General features: G+C 67.0%; 13 protein-coding genes. 9 read left to right on the forward strand and 4 right to left on the reverse strand.

Annotated elements, in window-relative coordinates; translation table 11 throughout:
• Positions 1-37: 37 nt before the first annotated feature.
• Both murL and murD read left to right on the forward strand, forming a co-directional pair.
• Positions 38-1,390 carry a UDP-N-acetyl-alpha-D-muramoyl-L-alanyl-L-glutamate epimerase gene (murL, locus tag VG556_RS04590; protein ID WP_100449583.1) on the forward strand — a complete coding sequence of 451 codons (1,353 nt, stop codon included), beginning with the start codon at positions 38-40 and terminating at the stop codon, positions 1,388-1,390.
• Positions 1,371-2,780: a UDP-N-acetylmuramoyl-L-alanine--D-glutamate ligase gene (murD, locus tag VG556_RS04595; protein ID WP_100449584.1), complete on the forward strand. Its 1,410-nt coding sequence runs from the start codon at positions 1,371-1,373 to the stop codon at positions 2,778-2,780. Before murL ends, murD begins: the two co-directional genes overlap by 20 nt.
• A gap of 77 nt (positions 2,781-2,857) precedes the next feature.
• On the opposite strand, the gene VG556_RS04600 is transcribed toward murD, so the two are convergent.
• Entirely contained in the window at positions 2,858-3,451 is a 594-nt protein-coding gene (locus VG556_RS04600) for an SMI1/KNR4 family protein (protein WP_100449585.1), read from the reverse strand.
• 133 nt (positions 3,452-3,584) lie between these two features.
• Between VG556_RS04600 and VG556_RS04605 the strand changes: the two genes are divergently transcribed.
• The gene (locus VG556_RS04605) at positions 3,585-4,376 is read left to right on the forward strand and encodes a dienelactone hydrolase family protein (protein WP_100449586.1); all 792 of its coding nucleotides are present in this window, start codon (positions 3,585-3,587) and stop codon (positions 4,374-4,376) included.
• Between the two features lie 173 nt (positions 4,377-4,549).
• Here the strand turns inward: VG556_RS04605 and VG556_RS04610 are convergent, their stop codons facing one another.
• A complete protein-coding gene (locus tag VG556_RS04610) occupies positions 4,550-5,548 on the reverse strand; it encodes a polyprenyl synthetase family protein (RefSeq protein ID WP_014646286.1) in 999 nt (332 codons plus the stop codon).
• A gap of 214 nt (positions 5,549-5,762) precedes the next feature.
• Between VG556_RS04610 and VG556_RS04615 the strand changes: the two genes are divergently transcribed.
• Positions 5,763-7,376, forward strand: a complete 1,614-nt coding sequence (locus VG556_RS04615; RefSeq protein ID WP_100449587.1) for an alpha-glucosidase family protein — start codon at positions 5,763-5,765, stop codon at positions 7,374-7,376.
• A gap of 211 nt (positions 7,377-7,587) precedes the next feature.
• Here the strand turns inward: VG556_RS04615 and VG556_RS04620 are convergent, their stop codons facing one another.
• Both VG556_RS04620 and VG556_RS04625 read right to left on the reverse strand, forming a co-directional pair.
• On the reverse strand, positions 7,588-10,341 hold the full coding sequence (locus VG556_RS04620) for a TonB-dependent receptor (protein WP_049404974.1): 2,754 nt from the start codon (positions 10,339-10,341) through the stop codon (positions 7,588-7,590).
• 275 nt (positions 10,342-10,616) lie between these two features.
• Positions 10,617-12,671 carry a glycoside hydrolase family 97 protein gene (locus tag VG556_RS04625; protein WP_049404965.1) on the reverse strand — a complete coding sequence of 685 codons (2,055 nt, stop codon included), beginning with the start codon at positions 12,669-12,671 and terminating at the stop codon, positions 10,617-10,619.
• 237 nt (positions 12,672-12,908) lie between these two features.
• Here VG556_RS04625 and VG556_RS04630 point away from each other — a divergent pair, with 237 nt between their 5' ends.
• The 5 genes from VG556_RS04630 to VG556_RS04650 all read left to right on the forward strand — a co-directional run bounded on the left by VG556_RS04630 (position 12,909) and on the right by VG556_RS04650 (position 19,267).
• Entirely contained in the window at positions 12,909-15,101 is a 2,193-nt protein-coding gene (locus VG556_RS04630; protein WP_049404964.1) for a Six-hairpin glycosidase-like protein, read from the forward strand.
• A complete protein-coding gene (locus tag VG556_RS04635; protein WP_049404963.1) occupies positions 15,098-16,585 on the forward strand; it encodes an MFS transporter in 1,488 nt (495 codons plus the stop codon). Before VG556_RS04630 ends, VG556_RS04635 begins: the two co-directional genes overlap by 4 nt.
• Positions 16,585-18,300 carry an alpha-amylase family glycosyl hydrolase gene (locus tag VG556_RS04640; RefSeq protein ID WP_049404962.1) on the forward strand — a complete coding sequence of 572 codons (1,716 nt, stop codon included), beginning with the start codon at positions 16,585-16,587 and terminating at the stop codon, positions 18,298-18,300. Before VG556_RS04635 ends, VG556_RS04640 begins: the two co-directional genes overlap by 1 nt.
• Positions 18,301-18,420: 120 nt before the next feature.
• Positions 18,421-18,807, forward strand: coding sequence for an SseB family protein (locus VG556_RS04645; RefSeq protein WP_021203054.1), 387 nt, complete (start codon positions 18,421-18,423; stop codon positions 18,805-18,807).
• A 142-nt stretch (positions 18,808-18,949) separates the two neighbouring features.
• Positions 18,950-19,267, forward strand: coding sequence for a hypothetical protein (locus VG556_RS04650; RefSeq protein ID WP_049404961.1), 318 nt, complete (start codon positions 18,950-18,952; stop codon positions 19,265-19,267).
• Positions 19,268-19,330: the final 63 nt, after the last annotated feature.

The following is a 19,330-nucleotide window of genomic DNA, read 5'->3' on the forward strand; positions in this document are numbered from 1 at the left end:
GCGCCATCGCGCGGGCCCGTGCCTGACCGGATACACCATGACTGCTTTCGACAAACACCAGGTTTCCCGCTTCCGCTTCGTCCGCTGCGAATTCGCCGCGGATACCGGCGTGGCCAGGCTGGTCTACGCCTTCGATGACGGCCCGGAGATGGTGGAAACCATCACCGTGCCCGGCGCCCCGTTCGTGCTGGACGAAGCGCGTAGCGCCGCCGTGCAGCGCGCGCTGCAGCTGCTGCACCTGATCGCCGGTGTCAGCTACTACAAGGCCGGCGTACCGGATACGGTCAGCATCGACAGCTACAGCATCGATGCCGATACCGCCGCGCTGGTGGAGACCATTTACCTCAACGGCCTGGGCGAATTCGCCTACCGCAACGGCCTGAACCTGCGCGGCCGCTTCCGGTTGCCGGTGCAGGGCGAGGCCGTGCAGGCGCCGGCGCTGGGCCTGCAGCCGCATGCGCTGGTGGCCATCGGCGGCGGCAAGGATTCGCTGGTCAGCATCGAAGCGCTGCGCCGTGCCGGCGTGGACGAGACCGTGACCTGGATCGGTGGCTCGCAGCTGATCCGTGCGTGCGCCGAGCGCACTGGCCTGCCGACCTTGAACCTGGGCCGCACGCTGGCACCGGAACTGTTCGAGTTGAACCGCCAGGGCGCCTGGAACGGCCATATCCCGGTGACGGTGGTGAACTCGGCGATCATGGTGCTGGCCGCGTTGCTGCACGGCGTGGACCAGGTCGTGTTCTCCAACGAGCGCTCGGCCAGCTACGGCAGCCAGATTCCAGGCACCGGCGAAGTGAACCACCAGTGGTCCAAGGGGTGGGCCTGCGAGCAGGCCTTCGGTAGCCATGTGCAGAAGTACGTGGCGGCGGACCTGCAGTACTACTCGCTGCTGCGCCCGATGTCCGAGCTGGCGGTGGCCCGCCAGTTCGCCAAGAGTGACTTCTACGACGCGCATTTCTCCAGTTGCAACCGCAACTTCCACATCCTCGGCGAGCGCCCGGTGAACCGCTGGTGCGGCGTCTGCCCGAAATGCCATTTCGTGTTCCTGGCGCTGGCCCCGTTCATGCCCAAGACGCGCCTGGTGCGCATCTTCGGCCGCAACCTGCTGGACGATGCCGAGCAGGCCGCTGGCTTCGATGCGCTGCTTGAATTCCAGGACCACAAGCCGTTCGAGTGCGTGGGCGAAGGCCGCGAATCGCGTGCGGCGATGGCGACCCTGGCACAGCGCCCGGAGTGGAAGGAAGACGTGCTGGTGAAGCGCTTCTGCAACGAGATCCAGCCGCAGCTGGATGCCGCCGAACTGGAACTGGCACCGCTGCTGCAGCTGCAGGGCGAGCACCGTGTTCCAGCTGCGCTGTGGGAACGGGTGCGTGAAGATTTCGAAGCTTGAAGGAAAGCGCGTCGCGCTGTGGGGCTGGGGCCGTGAGGGCCGCGCCGCGTTTGCGGTGCTGCGCGCGCGCCTGCCCACGCTGGCATTGAGCCTGTTCTGCCCGGCGTCCGAGGTCGAGGCGGCGCGTGCGGAAACGAAGGGCGCGCTGGACGTGCGTGGCGAGCCTTCCGCTGAAGCGCTGGCCGCGTTCGACGTGGTGATCAAATCGCCCGGCATCAGCCCCTACCAGCCGATCGCGCTGGCGGCTGCAGGGCAGGGCACCAGCTTCATTGGTGGCACCGCGCTGTGGTTCGCCGAACACGCGGCCGACGATGGCATCGTGCACGACACCGTGTGCGTGACCGGTACCAAGGGCAAGAGCACCACCACCGCGCTGGTTGCGCACCTGCTGCGTGCCGCCGGCCATCGCACCGGCCTGGTCGGCAACATCGGCCTGCCGCTGCTGGAAGTGCTGGATCCGCAGCCCGCGCCGGAGTACTGGGCGGTGGAACTGTCCAGCTACCAGACCGGTGAGGTGGCACGCAGTGGCAGCCGCCCGCAGGTGGCGGTGGTGCTGAACCTGTTCCCGGAACACCTGGACTGGCACGGCAGCGAACAGCGTTACATCGAAGACAAGCTGCGGCTGGTGACTGAAGCCGCACCGCGCATCGCCGTGCTCAATGCCGCCGATCCGCACCTGGCCGCGCTGTCGCTGCCCGACAGCGAAGTGGTCTGGTTCAACCAGCCGCAGGGCTGGCACATGCGCGGCGACATCGTGCATCGCGGTGAGCAGGCCGTGTTTGATACCCGCAACACGCCGCTGCCGGGCCGCCACAACCGTGGCAACCTGTGCGCGGTGCTGGCCGCGCTGGAAGCGCTGGGGCTGGATGCCGCGGCGCTTGCGCCGGCGGTGCAGGACTTCCGTCCGCTGCCGAACCGCCTGCAGCGCATCGGCGTGGCCGATGGCCTGACCTACGTCAACGATTCGATCAGCACCACGCCGCATGCCAGCCTGGCCGCGCTGGAGTGCTTCGCCGGCCAGCGAATCGCGCTGCTGGTGGGGGGGCATGACCGTGGCCTGGACTGGACCGATTTCATGCAGCACATGGCGCACGATGTGCCGCCGGTGGAGATCGTGACCATGGGCAGCAACGGCCCGCGCATCCACGCGATGCTGCAGCCGCTGGCCGACGCCGGTCGCTTCGGCCTGCATGCGGCGGGCGATCTCGCCGAGGCGATGGCCTTGGCGCGCGCCGCGCTGGGCGAACAGGGCGGGGTGGTGCTGCTGTCGCCGGGTGCACCGAGCTTTGGTGCATACCGCGACTACGTGGCGCGCGGACGTCATTTCGCCGAGCTGGCCGGCTTCGATCCGGACAGCATCAGCGCGATTTCCGGGCTGGGTATCGGGTGAGGGGTCGGATCCCTTTCCGCAGGAAAGGGCTCTGACCCCGGCGGGATCCTGTGCAGCTATCCACGCATGGCGTGGATCTACAGATCTTCGTCGATGAACGCGTAATCGCCGTCAATCAGCTGCTGCAGGTAGGCGTCGAAGCTGGGCGCGATCACCGCGTAGCTGTCCGGATCATGCAGGTAGCGCACCACCTGTCCAACCGTGCCACCCGGTGCGGGATCGAAATCCAGGTACAGCATCGAGGTGCCGCCATTGTTCATGCAGTGCGAGAAGCACAGCCGACGGCTCATCGGCAGATCCGCGTCGATGCCCTCGCCGAGGATCTCCGGTTCGTCATCCAGCCATTCTTCATAGATGGAACGGATGCTGTCGTCCCACTGCCGCTGGTCCTCGAAGATCTGTGCGACCGAGCGCAGGTAGTACGGATAGCCGCCGTCCTCCACGTCCGAGCCGAGCATCAGCACGCAGACCTCGCCGCCGGGGTACTCGCGGAAGTGGGTGCCATCCACGCGCGACAGCAGTTCGACCAGGCTGTCCGGCACCTGCGGCCACTGCACACGCAGGCGCTGCAGGTCTTCGGCGCTGGCGCCCTGGACGTGGATCCATTGCGAGGCGTCATCAGCAGGCAGGCGCGGGTTCAGGCCAGACAGAAAGCGGTCAACAACGTTCATACGGAAAAAGGGGACGGAGGGGATTAAGTCGTATCCAACCACACCTGCGTCACGTCGCCAATGCAGAATGCGACGCGGGAGGGGCAAATGCGGCTTAATCCCCTCCGTCCCCTTTTTCTTGCGGAGCAGGCGCATGAATCGTTGGCGATGCGGTGTGGCGGTGATCCTGGGGCTGGCGGCGATGCCGGCGTGGGCGGCGATGAAGACCCAGCCGGTGGAATGGAAACACCAGGGCACGACCTTCAGTGGCGTGCTGGTCTATGACGACGGCGACAACGACAAGCGCCCGGGCCTGGTGATGGTGCCGAACTGGAAGGGCGTGAACGAATCGGCGGTCGAAAAGGCCAAGCAGCTGGCCGGCGATGATTACGTGGTGCTGGTGGCCGATGTCTACGGAAAGGGCGTGCGGCCGAAGACCGATGCCGAGGCCGGGCCGGTGGCAACCAAGCTGCGCAATGACAGGCCGCTGCTGCGCGCACGTGCGCTGGAGGCGGTGAACGTGCTCAGGGCGCAGGCGGGCAAGGTGCCGCTCGATGCCGGCCGGATTGGCGCGGTGGGCTTCTGTTTCGGCGGCACCACGGTGCTGGAACTGGCCCGTGCCGGTGCGCCGCTGGCCGGTGTGGTCAGCCTGCACGGTGGGTTGGGTTCACCGCTGCCGGCGCAGGCCGGTGGCAGCCATCCGTCGGTGCTGGTGCTCAACGGCGCAGACGACAGGAGCGTGACTGCCGAGGACATCGCTGGCTTCCAGAAGGAAATGGACGCGGCCAAGGTCGATTGGGAGTTCACCAACTACAGCGGTGCGGTGCACTGCTTCGCCGAGCGCGATGCCAACAGTCCGCCGGGGTGCCAGTACAACGAGCGGGCGGCGAAGCGCGCATGGAAGGCGCTGGATGAGTTCTTCGAGGAACGCTTCGAGAAACGTTGATTCGTGCAGTGGTAGTGCCGGCCGCTGGCCGGCAACCTCATGATGCTGCGGATGTCATCGGGAATGCCGGCCAGCGGCCGGCACTACCGATGCTTCAGTGCCGACCAACGGTCGGCACCCACCGGAATGCCGGTTTGGTGGGTGCCGACCGTTGGTCAGCACACCTCAGCCGGTCAATGCGAGCGCTGCACCGCGTAGCGGGCCAGGCCGCGCAGGGCGGCCACGGCATCGTTGTCGCCCAGGCCATCGAGCGCGCGCTCGGCGGCTTCGGCATATTCCTCTGCACGCGCGCGGCTGTACTCCAGGCCGCCGGTGGCGCGGATCGCGGCCAGCACTTCCGGCATCGCCGAGGCGTCACCGTCCTGCACGATGGTGCGCAGGCGCTCGCGGGTGGCGTTGTCGGAGTGGGCCATCGCGTGGATCAGCGGCAGCGTGGCCTTGCCCTCGGCGAGGTCGTCGCCCAGGTTCTTGCCCAGCTCCTCGGCGTTGGCCGAGTAGTCCAGCACGTCGTCGGCGATCTGGAACGCGTAGCCCAGGTGCATGCCGTAGTCGAACAGGGCCTGCTGGGTCGCTTCATCCACGCCGCTGGCCAGCGCGCCCAGGCGGGTGCCGGCGGCGAACAGCACCGCGGTCTTGCGCTCGATCACGCGCAGGTAGGCGGCTTCGTCGGTATCCGGGTTGTGTACGTGCAGCAGCTGCAGCACTTCACCCTCGGCGATGCGGTTGGTGGCGTCGGCCAGGATCTGCATCACCGGCATGCGCTCCAGCTCGACCATCAGCTGGAAGCTGCGCGAGTACAGGAAGTCGCCGACCAGCACGCTGGGCGCGTTGCCCCACAGTGCGTTGGCGGTGCTGCGGCCGCGGCGCAGGCTGGATTCGTCCACCACGTCGTCGTGCAGCAGGGTGGAGGTGTGGATGAACTCGATGATCGCCGCCAGCTGGTGGTGCTCCGGACCGGCCTGGCCGACCGCATGGCCGGCCAGCATCACCAGCATCGGGCGCAGGCGTTTGCCGCCGGCGGAAATGATGTGGTCAGCGATCTGGTTGATCAGCACGACGTCCGAGGACAGCCGGCGCCGGATCAGGGCGTCGACGGCGGCCATGTCGGCCGCGGCAAGCGACTGGATCTGGGGCAGGCCCAGGGCGGGACGGGTGTCTTCGGTGATGGTCATGCGATCAGGCTTTCAGGCTCACCACCGATTATAGGCGCTGGCCGTGAATTCGGGCGCAAACCGGCCCGAGCGGCAATTCCAGCCCGGCCTGCGCGGCCCTCCGCGTGAATACGTATGCAGGTTGCGCCATGCCTGGGAGCCCGCCGCTAAGCTTGCCGGATCAGGATTTCGGCCCGCTGCCGGCGGGTCCCGCATGCCCGGAGGGGGGCTGTCGATGTCGCACTATCCATGGTGGCGCGGAGCCGTCATCTACCAGATCTACCCGCGCAGTTACCTCGATGCCAATGGCGATGGCGTGGGCGATCTGCCCGGCATCATCCAGCGCCTGGACCACATTGCCGCGCTGGGCGTGGATGCGATCTGGATCTCGCCGTTCTTCAGGTCGCCGATGGCCGACTTCGGCTACGACATCGCCGATTACCGCGATGTCGACCCGCTGTTCGGCAGCCTGGACGACTTTGACCGCCTGTTGGCCAAGGCCCACGGCCTGGGCCTGAAGGTGATGATCGACCAAGTGCTGAGCCACACTTCGATCGAGCATGCGTGGTTCCGTGAGAGCCGCCAGGACCGCAGCAATCCGAAGGCCGACTGGTACGTCTGGGCCGACCCGCGCGAGGATGGCACCCCGCCCAACAACTGGCTGTCGCTGTTCGGCGGCTGCGCCTGGCAGTGGGAGCCGCGCCGTGAGCAGTACTACCTGCACAACTTCCTGGTCGACCAGCCGGACCTGAATTTCCATCACCCGGACGTGCAGCAGGCGACCCTGGACAACTTGCGCTTCTGGCTCGACCGCGGCGTGGATGGCTTCCGCCTGGATGCGATCAACTTCTGCTTCCACGACGCACAGTTGCGTGACAACCCGGCCAAGCCCGCCGACAAGCGGGTGGGGCGCGGCTTCAGCCCGGACAACCCGTACGCCTACCAGTACCACTACTACAACAACACGCAGCCGGAGAACCTGCCGTTCCTGGAGCGCCTGCGCGCGCTGCTGGACGAATACCCGGGGGCGGTCAGCCTGGGCGAGATCTCTTCGGAAGACTCGCTGGCCACCACGGCCGAGTACACCCGCGATGGCCGCCTGCACATGGGCTACAGCTTCGAGCTGCTGGTGGACGACTACAGTGCGGCCTACATCCGCGATACGGTCTCGCGCCTGGAAGCAGCGATGACCGAAGGCTGGCCGTGCTGGGCGGTGTCCAACCACGATGTGGAGCGCGCGGTCAGCCGCTGGGGCGGCCACCCCGCCGACCCGCGCCTGGCGCGGATGCTGGTGGCGATGCTGTGCTCGCTGCGCGGTTCGGTCTGCCTGTACCAGGGCGAGGAGCTGGGCCTGGCCGAGGCCGAGGTGCCGTTCGAGGCCCTGCAGGACCCCTATGGCATCACCTTCTGGCCGAATTTCAAGGGCCGTGACGGCTGCCGTACCCCGCTGCCGTGGACCGATGCACCGCTGGCCGGCTTCACCACTGGCCAGCCCTGGCTGCCGATCCCGGCCGAACACCGGGCCGCGGCGGTCGCCGTGCAGGAGCGCGACCCGCATTCGGTGCTGGCGGCGTTCCGCGCGTTTCTGGCCTGGCGGCATACCCAGCCGGCCCTCCTGCATGGCAGCATCAGATTTCTTGAAAGCGCCGAGCCCGTGCTGCTGTTCGAGCGTATGCTTGCAGATGAAACCCTCCTGCTGGCCTTCAACCTGTCGGCCGAAGCGGTGAGCCATCCGCTGCCGCCGGGCAACTGGCAGCAGGTGGTGGTACCGGGCCCGGATGCGGGCACGGTGCAGGGCAATGAACTCCAGCTGCCGCCACGCGCGGTGTATTGCGCCCGACGCAGCTGACCGTTTTCTCCGGTGGCGGTACTTGCGGGGACGGGGCCGAAGCGCCCCGTCCCTTTTTTGTGGCTGGGCCTTGCCGACCAGCGGCCGGCATCCGCGCAAAGGAAAACCCGCTGCCTGCGCAGCGGGTTTCCGGTCCTGCTCCCTGTTTTCTGTTGCCGGCCAGCGGCCGGCACTACCGGGTCCGGGCTGCCGGGCAGGGCCCGGCGCTGCCTCAGAACTTGTAGTTCACGCCCAGCATGTAGGTGCGGCCCCATTCGATGTACTCCAGCGGGCGGTCCTTGCTGCCGGCGTAGGTGCGGTACGGCTCGTTGGTCAGGTTGCTGCCCTGCAGCAGCAGGGTCAGGCCACGCAGGGCGCTGCTGTCGCTGAAGGTGTAGCTGACCTGCGCATCGGTCACGTTTTCGCCGACGACATAGCGCAGGCTGCGGTTGCCGTTGAAGTTGCCGATCTCACCGATGAAGTCCGACCGCCGGCGCTGGCTGACGCGTGCTTCAAAACCGCTGCGCTCGTAATAGGCAGTGAAGTTGTACACGCGCTTGGACAGGCCCGGCAGGCTGATCGGTTCACTGCCCACGCTGGAGGCGCTCTCCGGATCCAGGATGGTGATGTCGCTCTTGTTGAAGGTCGCGCTGGCCTGCAGGCCGAAGCCACGCAGGCTGTCGGTCAGCATGTCCAGCGGGAACGATGCGGTCAGTTCCAGGCCCTTCAGCGTGCCGCCCTTGCCGTTCTGCGGCGCGGAGAAGGTGCCGGTGGTCAGCACCGGCGCATCACCTGGTTGAGAAACCCAGTTGGCCACTTGGTCGCTGAAATCATAACCATCAATTGTCTGCGTATAGACGTAACTCTTCAGGTCCTTGTAGAAGATCGCCGCCGCTACGTAGGCCTTCTCGCCGAAGTACTTCTCGTAAGACAAGTCGACCGCGGTTGCACGCCAGGGATCCAGCAGGGGGTTGCCGCCGCTGGCCCCGGGCTTGCCGGTTTCTCGGGCAACACCAAAATCCAGACCGGCGCGCATCTGATCCACGCGCGGGCGTGCGACCTGCTTGGCGACGGCGAAGCGAAGGGTCTGCTGGTGCGGGAACAGGAAGGCCAGGTTCAGGCTCGGCAACCAATCGTTATAAGTTTTCCCGCTGGCGATAGGAAGAACGTTCTCGCCCGCTGGGCGGGAGCGGTCAAAGTAGCGCGAATCCGAGCTCTGGTCGGTGTGCTGCATCTGCACGCCGATGTTGCCGCGCACGCCCACTTCACCGATGTCGGTGTTGATGTTCAGGCGCGCCCAGGCGGTGGTGATCTTCTCTTCGACCGTCCACGACTTGGGGATCAAGTAGTCCAGGTTGTCGACCGGGTTGAAGGTCATGTAACGACCCACAGCGGCCGGTACGTTCCAGGCCGGGATGGTGCCGAGGCCGGCGAAGCCCAGGTCCACCGGACGGTACTGCAGGTCCGAGGCGATGTTGGCATCGCCCTGTGCGCCGAGCAGGATGTTGCCTTCGGACTGGGTCTTCACCTTGCGGCGGTCGGCATAGTTCACGCCGATGTCGATGTCCGGTGCCCACGAGGCGATGGCATCAGGAAGGGCGATGGTGGCAGCCAGCTTGCCGCCCTTCAGGCGGTCTTCCACCTGCGGCACCTTGCCGTAGCCGGAGCCGTAGATCGTGTTGGTCAGGAACAGCGCATCGGGGTTGGAGTAGTTCAGGCCCGGGGTGATCTGCGAGAAGCCGTCCTGGCGGATCGACACGCCGACCGTGTCCAGCTGCGGCATCGGGGTCAGCTGCAGGTTGTTTTCCAGGTTCAGCTCGTCGCGCGTGGCCTTGGAGTAGTTCAGGTCGGCGACCAGCTTGACGCCGCCGAAGTTGAACTCGTTGTTCCAGCCGAACGCATCGATCTTGTCCTTGCGCTTGTTGTACATGCCGCGCACCAGCGGATACACGCCGCTGGCGGTGCCGCCGGTGAACGAGCCGTTGGCGTTGACCTGCGGGTTGCTGACCAGCAGGCCCGGGGTGTAGTTGCCGTTGTAGTTGCTGAGGTTCAGCTCGAACTGGTTGGCGGTGTCGATCTGCTCGGCTTCGGTGTGGAAGGCATCGAAGGTGCTGGTCCAGCTGTTGTTCGGGCGGAACTGGATCGTGGCCATCACGCCGTCGCGCTTGTTGTTGCCGGTGCGGCGCAGCGCCTTGATGCCATCGGAGAAGTAGGTGCCGGCACCCACGCCCGGGCGGTCGCCCTTGTCGGTGTGCTCGGTGGTCCACGGCTCGTACAGGCCGACCTGGTTCTCCTGGATCGGCATGTCGCTGTGCGCATAGCCGATGGCGATGCCCAGGGTCTTGTCCAGGAACTGGTCGATGTAGCTGGCGCTGAAGCGGTTGCCGTACGGATCGGTGTTGGCGGCGCGGCCCAGCGAGCTCTTCTGGTAGCGGCCACTGACCGCGATCACGCGCTCGCCGAAGCTGAGCGGGCGCGCGGTCTGCATGTCGATGGTGCCTGACAGGCCCTGGCCGACCAGCGCCGCGTCCGGGGTCTTGTACACCGTCACGCCGTTGACCAGCTCGGACGGGTACTGGTCGAACTCGACGCCGCGGTTGTCGCCGGTGCTGACCACTTCGCGACCATTGAGCAGGGTGGTGGCGAAGTCCGGCGACAGGCCGCGCACGCTGATCACCTGCGCACGGCCGGCCACGCGCTGGGCGGCCAGGCCGGGCAGGCGCGAGATGGATTCGGCGATGCTGACGTCGGGCAGCTTGCCGATGTCTTCAGCGGAGATTGCCTCGACCACCGAGGTGGCGTCCTGCTTGACCGCGATCGCGCTCTCGATGCCGCGGCGGATGCCGGTGACCTGCACCGTATCCAGGTTGGTGGCGGCGGTGCCGGCCGGCGTGGTGGTGTTCTGCGTGGACTGTGCCGACGCCAGCGTCGGCGCCAGGACAACGGCCAGCGCGATGCTCAGCGCGCTGCGCTTGTGGTTCAACATTTTCCCCTCCCAGGCAATGTTGCAGATCGATTTGTGAGCGTTCCGGCGGGGCCGTGAACGTGCGACGCGGTGGCCGCTGTCGTCGCCGCTATGGTAGGCAGCGCGTTCTTCGCGGGAATCACCCTGCATACGTATTCAATGGCGTCTGCAGGGTTGTAATCGCTTTCAGGTGCCTTGTTCGGTAGAGCCGAGCCCATGCTCGGCTGCGTTTCGGTGCTACGCACCGCCGCCCGAGCATGGGCTCGGGCGCTACGGGAGCGCAGGTAGGAAAACGTTCAGTGGATGGGCGTGAAGCGAATGGCCTGCCCACCGCCCGGTGCCAGCACCAGCGTCAGTGCATCGGCACTGGTCACCTCGCGGGTTTCGCGTGCGAACGCGAACGGGTTGCTGCGGAAATCAGCGCCTTCACCATCGCGGTAGATCTCGGCGCGATAGCGCACGCCTGGCTCCAGGAAGCCCAGCGGTACCGGCAGCACGCGGCCGTGTTCGTCGGTGATGCTGCCGAGGAACCAGTCGCGGCTGTTGCGGTCGCGGCGCACGATCGTCACGTAGTCACCCACTTCGCCATCGAGCACGCGGCTCTGCTCCCAGTCCACCGCCACGTCCTCGATGAAACGGAACGCCTCGCGATGCTGCAGGTAGTGTTCGGGCAGGTCCGCGGCCATCTGGATCGGGCTGTACAGCACCACGTACAGGGCAAGCTGGCGGGCCAGCGTGCTGGGAATGGCCTGGCCGTGGCGGCCCTTCAGGCTGAGGATGCCGGGGGTGTAATCCATTGGCCCGGCCAGCATGCGGGTGAACACCAGGTTGACCTCGTGCTCGGGCGGGTTCGGCGGCTGGCCCCAGGCGTTGTATTCCATGCCGCGCGCGCCTTCGCGTGAGATCCAGTTGGGATAGGTGCGGCGCAGGCCGGTATCCTTTATCGGCTCATGCGGGTTGACCGACAGATGCCGGCGCGCAGCTTCCTGCACCACCTTCAGGTGGTGGCGGGCCATGAACTGCCCGTCGTGCCACTCGCGCCACAGTGGGCCCCCCGCGGGGTTGCGGCGGTCGACCTGGCCATCGTCGCAGACGTAGCCGGTCTTGAACTGGTCCACGCCCAGCCGTGCGTACAGGTCCAGCGCGGCGCCCAGCTGGTCCTCGTAGTGCTCGATGGCGCAGCCGGTTTCATGGTGGCCGATCAGGTGCACACCCTTTTTCAGGCCATACGCCGACAGCGCTTCGATATCGAAATCGGGCGTGGCACGGGTGAAATCGAAGTCGTAGCCATTGCCCACCCAGTTGCCGTCCCAGCCCGGGTTCCAGCCTTCCACCAGCACGCCACGGAAGCCATGCGCGGCGGCGAAGTCGATCACCTTCCTGGTCTTGGCGGTGGTGGCCGCGTGCTTCGGTCCGGTTGCCCAGCTCTCGTTGTCCAGGTGCATCGACCACCACACGCCCAGGTACTTGGCCGGCTTCACCCAGCTGACATCGCCCAGCGCGTTGGGTTCATTGAGGTTGAGGATCAGGTCCGATTCGACCAGGCCACCGGCACGATCGGCGATCTGCAGCGTGCGCCACGGCGTGGCGAAGGGCAGGGTGCGGCGTACCTTCCAGCCTTCGGCCGAGGGCGACAGCTGCGCGCGCAGGCGCTGCCCCTCGGTGCGCCGCAGCCACATGCCGGCATAGTCCACCAGCGCTGCCTCGTGGATCGCCACGTGCAGGCCATCGCGGCTGCGCAGGGTCATCGGCGTATGCACCAGCGGCACTTCGCGCAGCGGCGTGCGCTGATACAGGTATTCGTAGTGGATCGGTTCGCCGGCGGGAATCCACCAGGCGGTTGATTCGGGCGCGATGGCGAACTCGGTCAGTTCGTCATCGATGATGGCTTCGCGCAGGTTCGGTTGCTCAGGGAACACATACCGGAAGCCAAGGCCATCATCGTAGACGCGGAACACCACATCCAGCCGCCGCTTGCGGCCGGTGGTTTCAGCCAGCTGCACGGTCAGCTCGTTGAAGTGGTTGCGGGTGAGCCGGCGCTCGCCCCACGGCTGCTCCCAGGTGTCATCGACGCTGCGCCGCTGCTGGCCCAGCAGGGCGAAATCGCGGTCCAGGCGACCGTCGCGCAGGGCAAAGCCCAGCTTCGAATCCTCCACCACGGTGTCGCCCAGGCGCTCGACACGGTAGCGGGCGGTGCCGCCGTCCAGCAGCAGACTGACCTTCAATACCTTGCCCGGCGATTCGACGCTGGCCACCTGCGGCGTGGCCTGTACCAGCGTGGCCCACCCGATCAGGGCCAGCCCAAGCATGTGCGCGAACACCGCGCGTACAGCAGTGGATGACATCGGCAATTCCCCTCCCAAGGCGCCGTTGGCAGACCCGGACCATAAGCCAGCGCGGCGGGCGCGCCACCGCGCGATGCCATGAATACGTATGCAACTGGACGCAGCCGACAGCCCCGCGTCTACCATGGGGTCCAGGCACCTTGAGGGAGGGGCCGCGCCCGCCCGCCGGCAACGACGGTGCGGACCTACAACGCGTGCAGAGAGGGAGGGAGGCCGACGGGCGCAAGCCGGTCCGCCGCTTCGATGCTGAAGATCATTTGCCTGACCGCTGCCCTGGGGGCAGCGCTGGGATCGACCGCGCAGGCGGCCGACCTGCAATTCGACGGTCGCCATGCGCGCGCCGAAGCCGCTGCCAAGGGCAGCTTCGTGCTGCATGCGCCGAAGGGCGCAGTGCAGATCGCAGCCGCACCGATGCGCAGCCAGACCGGCAGCGTGATGTTCGATGCCCTGTTCGCGCTCGCCCAGCAGGAGATGTCCCAGGACCGCGTGGACGCGATCCGTGATCCGGCGTTCGACGAGGGCCGGCCGGTCCCGTGCGAGTGCTTCCAGACCGGTGCACGCTGGCCCTATGTGTGGACCCGTGATGTCAGCTTCGCCGCCGACCTGGCGCTGGCGCGGCTGGACCCGCAGCGCACCCGGCAGTCGCTGCAGTTCAAGCTGTCGGCAGCCCGTGACGGGCGTACGCCCGGCCTGTTCGTGGCGCAGGACACCGGTTCCGGCGGCAGCTGGCCGATCAGCAGTGATCGCGTGGTGTGGTTCCTGGCGGCACGCCACCTGCTGAAGGACCGAGCGTTTGCCGATCAGGTCTGGCAGGCGCTGCAGGGCACGCTGGCGCAGGACCGCGCGATGGTGTTCGACGCGCAGATGGGCCTGTACCGCGGCGAGACCTCCTTCCTGGACTGGCGCGAGCAGACCTATCCAGACTGGACCCGCGAGGACGTGCGTTTCATCGGTGATTCCTACGCATTGTCCACCAACGTGCTGCACTACCAGGCACTGCGCCTGGCCGAACGCCTGGCCGGGCAGCACGGCGATGCCCGCGCGGCCGACTACAGGGCATGGGCCGATGCATTGGCGCAGCAGATCGATGCGCGCTTCTGGCGCGAGGATATCGGCCAGTACATGAGCTACATCGGCGAGGCCGCGCACCCGGTGCCGTACGCCAAGGTCGATCTGCTTGGCCTGTCGCTGGGCATCCTGGCCGAAGTGCTGCCACCCGAGCGGGCGCGCCGTGCATTGGCCGCCTATCCGATGGGGCCGGCCGGCAGCCCGGTGGTGTGGCCGCAGGAGGCGCAGCAGCCGATCTACCACAACCGCGCGATCTGGCCGTTCGTCAGTGCCTATTCGCTGCGCGCGGCGCGCCAGCTGGACGATGCACCGCGCATCGCCGCCGAGATCCGCTCGCTGATGCAGGGCGCCGCGCTGGCCGGTTCCAACATGGAGAACTACGAGCTGGTCAGCCAGGCGGTGCATGTTGACGAGGGCGTGCTGAGCGGCCCGGTGGTCAACTCCGAACGCCAGCTGTGGTCGGTGGCCGGCTATCTGTCGATGGTGGTCGAGGGCGTATTCGGCGTGCAGGACGATGGCCGCGTGCAGCCCAAGCTGCCGGCCGTGCTGGTGCCCGAACTGTTCGGCAATCAGCGCCGCATCTCCCTGGAGGCCGATGGCAGGCGTTATGTGCTGGAGCGACCGAAGCAGGTGGGTGATGGCCTGCTGGTGGCGGGCAAGGTGAAGACCCGTGGCGCCACCACCACCGTGCAGCTGGTGCCCGCCGCAGCCGCGCCACGCAGCGCGGCGACGACGGCCGACGCAGATGCGCGCGCACCGGCCACGCCGGCCGCACCGCAGGTGCAACGCAAGGGCAGGGGCTGGAATGTCGTGGTCGCTGCCGGCCAGGTGCTGTGGCAGGACGGCCGGGCGCTCGCCGCCAGCAATGGCCTGGCACGCATCGGTGACGATGGCCTGCAGCATTGCCTCAGCCTGACCCGGCGCGACGGTGCAATTGAATCGCTGCACAGCCCGATGGTCTGCGTCGGTCCGCAGCAGCGACTGAAGGGTACGCAGCGCTGGCAGTTCACCTCCGCCAGGGCCGGGCAGGTGCGCCTGCGCCTGCAGTACCGCAATCCGAACGGGCCGATCAACACCGGCGTCACCGCTGCGGTGAAGCAGCTGGTGCTGCAGTGCCCGGGCCAGCCGTTGCAGCGGCACACCGTCACCCTGCCGCACAGCGTGGCCGTGCAGGACTCGACCTCGGCGACATTCACGGTGCCCAAGGGCCGATGCACGGTCACGCTTGAAGAAGGCTTCAACATGAGCGCGCTGCAGCACTTCGCGCACTACACCGGGGGCAAGGGCGGACGCGATGGCGTGCTCAACCAGGCCCAGGTGCAGGCGCTGATGGTGGCGCCGGTGGCCGCGGCAGAGGGCGCACGATGAATCGTACCGCCAAGCCGCAGCTGTCGTTCTGGCAGATCTGGAACATGTGTTTCGGCTTCCTGGGCATCCAGTTCGGCTTCGCCCTGCAGAACGCCAATGCCAGCCGCATCTTCGAGACGCTGGGCGCGGACATCGACGCGGTGCCCGGGCTGTGGATCGCCGCGCCGCTGACCGGCCTGCTGGTGCAGCCGGTGATCGGTTACCTGTCCGACCGCACCTGGACGCGCTGGGGGCGCCGCCGTCCTTATTTCATGATCGGAGCGGTGCTGACCACGCTGGCGCTGCTGGTGATGCCGAACTCGCCGACGTTGTGGATCGCCGCCGGCACGCTGTGGGTACTCGATGCCTCGATCAACGTGTCGATGGAGCCGTTCCGCGCCTTCGTCGGCGACCAGCTGGCGCCGCGCCAGCGTCCGGCCGGTTATGCCATGCAGAGCTTCTTCATCGGCGTGGGCGCCATCGTCGCCAGCTTCCTGCCGTTCATCCTGGCCCACTTCGGGGTCGCCAATACGGCCGCCGCAGGTGAGGTGCCTGATACCGTGCGCTATGCGTTCTACTTCGGCGCGGTGGTGCTGTTGGCGGCAATTACCTGGACGGTGGTCAGCACCCGCGAATACTCACCGGCGGAGCTGGCCGGTTTCGATGACGCCGAACCTCCGGCACATCACGCAGCGGCGCCGATCAGCGGCCCGGCGCCCTGGGTGCAGGTGGCCGCATGGCTGGGGCTGGGCGTACTGCTGGCGCTGCTGATCACCTGGCGGCAGGGCGACCGGATGCTGTACGTGCTGGCCGGCCTGTGTGCCGGCTATGGCCTGCTGCTGGCGCTCGCGCGTACGCTGCCGGCCACGCACATGCTGGCCGCCATCGTCGGCGACCTGCGCGCGATGCCGGTCACCATGCGTCGCCTGGCGTGGGTACAGTTCTTCTCGTGGTTCGCGCTGTTTGCGATGTGGATCTACACCACCGCCGCGGTGGCTGGCGCCCATTTCGGTTCGACTGAACCAGAGTCGGCGGCCTACAACGAGGGCGCCAACTGGGTGGGCGTGCTGTTTGGCGCCTACAACGGGTTCGCCGCGTTGGCGGCGGTGCTGATTCCACTCATGGTGCGCGCGATCGGCCTGCGCTGGAGCCATCTGGTCAACCTGTGGCTGGGCGGTGCCGGCCTGGTCTCGCTGATGTTCATCCGCGATCCGCACTGGTTGCTGCTGTCGATGGTTGGCGTCGGTTTCGCCTGGGCGTCCATCCTCTCGCTGCCGTATGCACTGCTGTCCGACAGCGTGCCGGCATCGAAGATGGGCGTGTACATGGGCATCTTCAATTTCTTCATCGTGATCCCGCAGCTGGTGGCGGCCAGTGCACTCGGCTTCGCCCTGCGCACATTGCTGGGCGGCCAGCCAATGCATGTGCTGGTGCTGGGCGGCTGCAGCCTGTTCATTGCCGGCCTGTGCGTGTTGTGGGTTCCGTCCCGTCCGGAGGTGGTGTGATGCGTGCTGCGTTGTCTGTTGCTGTTTCCTTGATGCTGCTGGCCGGCCATGCGGCGGCCGCGCCGCGCCCGGACTATGTGGGCACCACCGAACCGTTCGCCAGTGATGCGGTGTACTTCGTGGTCACCGACCGTTTCGTCAACGGTGACCCGTCCAATGACCATCGTGACCAGGGCGGCAAGCTCCGCACCTTCGACATCCCGGTGCCCTGCCCGGACAAGGTGGACGGCAACATCGGCTATCTCGGCGGCGACTTCCGTGGCGTGCTCGACAATGCGCAGTACATCCGCAACCTCGGCTTCGGTGCGGTGTGGATCACGCCCATCGTTGACAACCCGGACGAGGCCTTTGCCGGCAGCAAGCCGATCAGCTGCACCAGCACGCTGACCGATCGTGGCAAGACCGGCTACCACGGGTACTGGGGCATCAACTTCTACAAGCTCGATGAGCACCTGCCCAGCAAGGACCTGGACTTCGCCGGGTTGACCAAGGGCCTGCACGGTGCCGGCTTGAAGGTGGTGCTGGACATCGTGGGCAACCACGGTTCGCCGGCCTGGACCATGCCGACACGGCAGCCGCAGTTCGGGCAGATCTTCGACAAGGACGGAAAGCTGATCGCCGACCACCAGAACCTGCCGCCGCAGGAACTGGATCCGAAGCACAACCCGCTGCACGCGTTCTACAACAACATTGGACCGGTCGACAGCAAGGACGGCTCGATCTTCGATGGCAACCTGGCCGAGCTGTCCGACTTCAACCAGGACAATCCGGCGGTGATGGACTACCTGGTCGGTGCTTACCTGCAATGGGCCGCTCAGGGCGTGGATGCGCTGCGCATCGACACCATCGGCTGGTTGCCGCACCCGTGGTGGCATGCCTTCGTCAAGCGTATCCGCGCCGAGCACCCGGGCATGTTCATGTTCGGCGAAGCGTTCGATTACGATGCCGCGCGCATTGCAGAGCACACCTGGCCGGCCAACGCCAACGTCAGCGTGCTCGACTTCCCGTTGCGCGGTGCACTGGAGCAGACCTTCGGCACCGCCGGCAAGGGTTTCGAGACCCTGGCCGAGCCGCTGCATCTGAGCGGTGGGCCGTATGCCAACCCGTACGAGCTGATGAGCTTCTACGACAACCACGACATGCCACGACTGCAGGCCAGCGACAGTGGCTTCATTGATGCACACAACTGGCTGTTCACCGCGCGCGGCATTCCGGTGGTCTATTACGGCTCGGAGACGGGCTTCATGCGTGGCCGTGCCGAGCATGCCGGCAATCGCGCTTACTTCGGCCAGCCGCGTGTGGATGCTGCGCCGAAGAGTCCGATCTTCGCGCCGCTGCAGCGTATCGCCCGGCTGCGCGCAGCCACTCCGGCGCTGCAGCGCGGCCTGCAGGTGAACGAGCGCCTGCAGGGTGATGAGGCGGTGTTCTTCCGCGTGCTGCAGCATGGCGAGGTGGCGCAGACCGCGCTGGTGCTGCTGAACAAGGGCGACAGTGCGAAGACCTTCACCGTGGCGCGGTACCTCCAGGCGGGCCGCTGGCGTGATGCGCTGGACGGCGGTTCGTTGCAGGTGGATGCTTCCCTGAAGGCCGAAGTGCCGGCGCACGGGGTGAAGGTGTACGTGCTCGATGCCGCCGTGCAGCAGCCGGCGCTGCAGGCCGAGCTGGACAAGGCGATGGCCGACCAGCGGGCGCGGGACGTACGGCTGGGGCGGTAGTGCCGGCCGCTGGCCGGCACCCATGAATCCATGGCACCTTCAGGTGCCGGCCAGCGGCCGGCACTACCGGGGTGACCATATCCGGCACAATAGGCCCCCCTCACGCCCCGCCGTATCGCCATGACCGACCTCGCCCCGCAGACCCCGATCGAAACCCTGCTGAAGGCGGCGATGGACGGGGCGGTGCCGATCCGCGCCTTCATGGAGGCCTTCGTCGCCTCCGAGGTGGTACTGCTGACCGGCAGCCTGGTGACCCCCGATGGCAGCGGCTTCGACCCGCTGCTGTTCGACAAGCAGGGCACCCTGCACGTGGCCGTGTTCACCGATCCGTCGCGGGTGGGCATCTACAGCCAGCAGGCCGAACACCAGATCCGCTGGCGGATGCTGGACGTGCTGCGCCGGGTGCCGGGTGGCTACGGCGTGGTGATCAACCCGGGCACTTCGCTGGGCTTCGAGATCTCGCCCAGCGGCGTCGGCGAGATCCTGAAGGACTTCGCCCAGGGTTGATTGTCATGTAGAGCCAAGCCCATGCTCGGCTGCCGTTCGCGCAATGCCGGATCAGTCGAGCACGGCTCGATACTACAGAGAGCTTCCCTTCGGGCACCGTACGTGATCCCCTTTGGACTACATCGGGATCGAGGCACTCTCCATGGAATTCAGCGAATCACCCGCCGACGCACCGGCACGATCACGCCATTCCCGCTCCGCACTGGTCTTCCTGATCGCGGCCATCGTCGCCGCACTGGTGTCCATGCCTGTTCTGCGTGCGGTGGGCATGGTGCTGTGGCCGGTGTTCGCCATTGCCTGGCTGATCAACCTGGGGGCGGCCTGGCATCTGGGCCAGTGGGCGCGCCAGCAGGGCCGTCCGGCGTGGGCATTCGGGTTGCCGGCGGTGCTTGGCACCGTCGCCTCGATCGTGGTCTTCGTGCTGCTGGCGTTGCTGGGGCCGAAGGCCCCGGTGCGCTGAACTTTCGCGGTTGTCGTGGACGGTGTGCGGGGCAGGGCTCGGCACTACAGCAAGGCCAAGCCA

Source organism: Stenotrophomonas sp. CASM106 (assembly GCF_049384825.1).
GTDB lineage: Bacteria > Pseudomonadota > Gammaproteobacteria > Xanthomonadales > Xanthomonadaceae > Stenotrophomonas > Stenotrophomonas muris.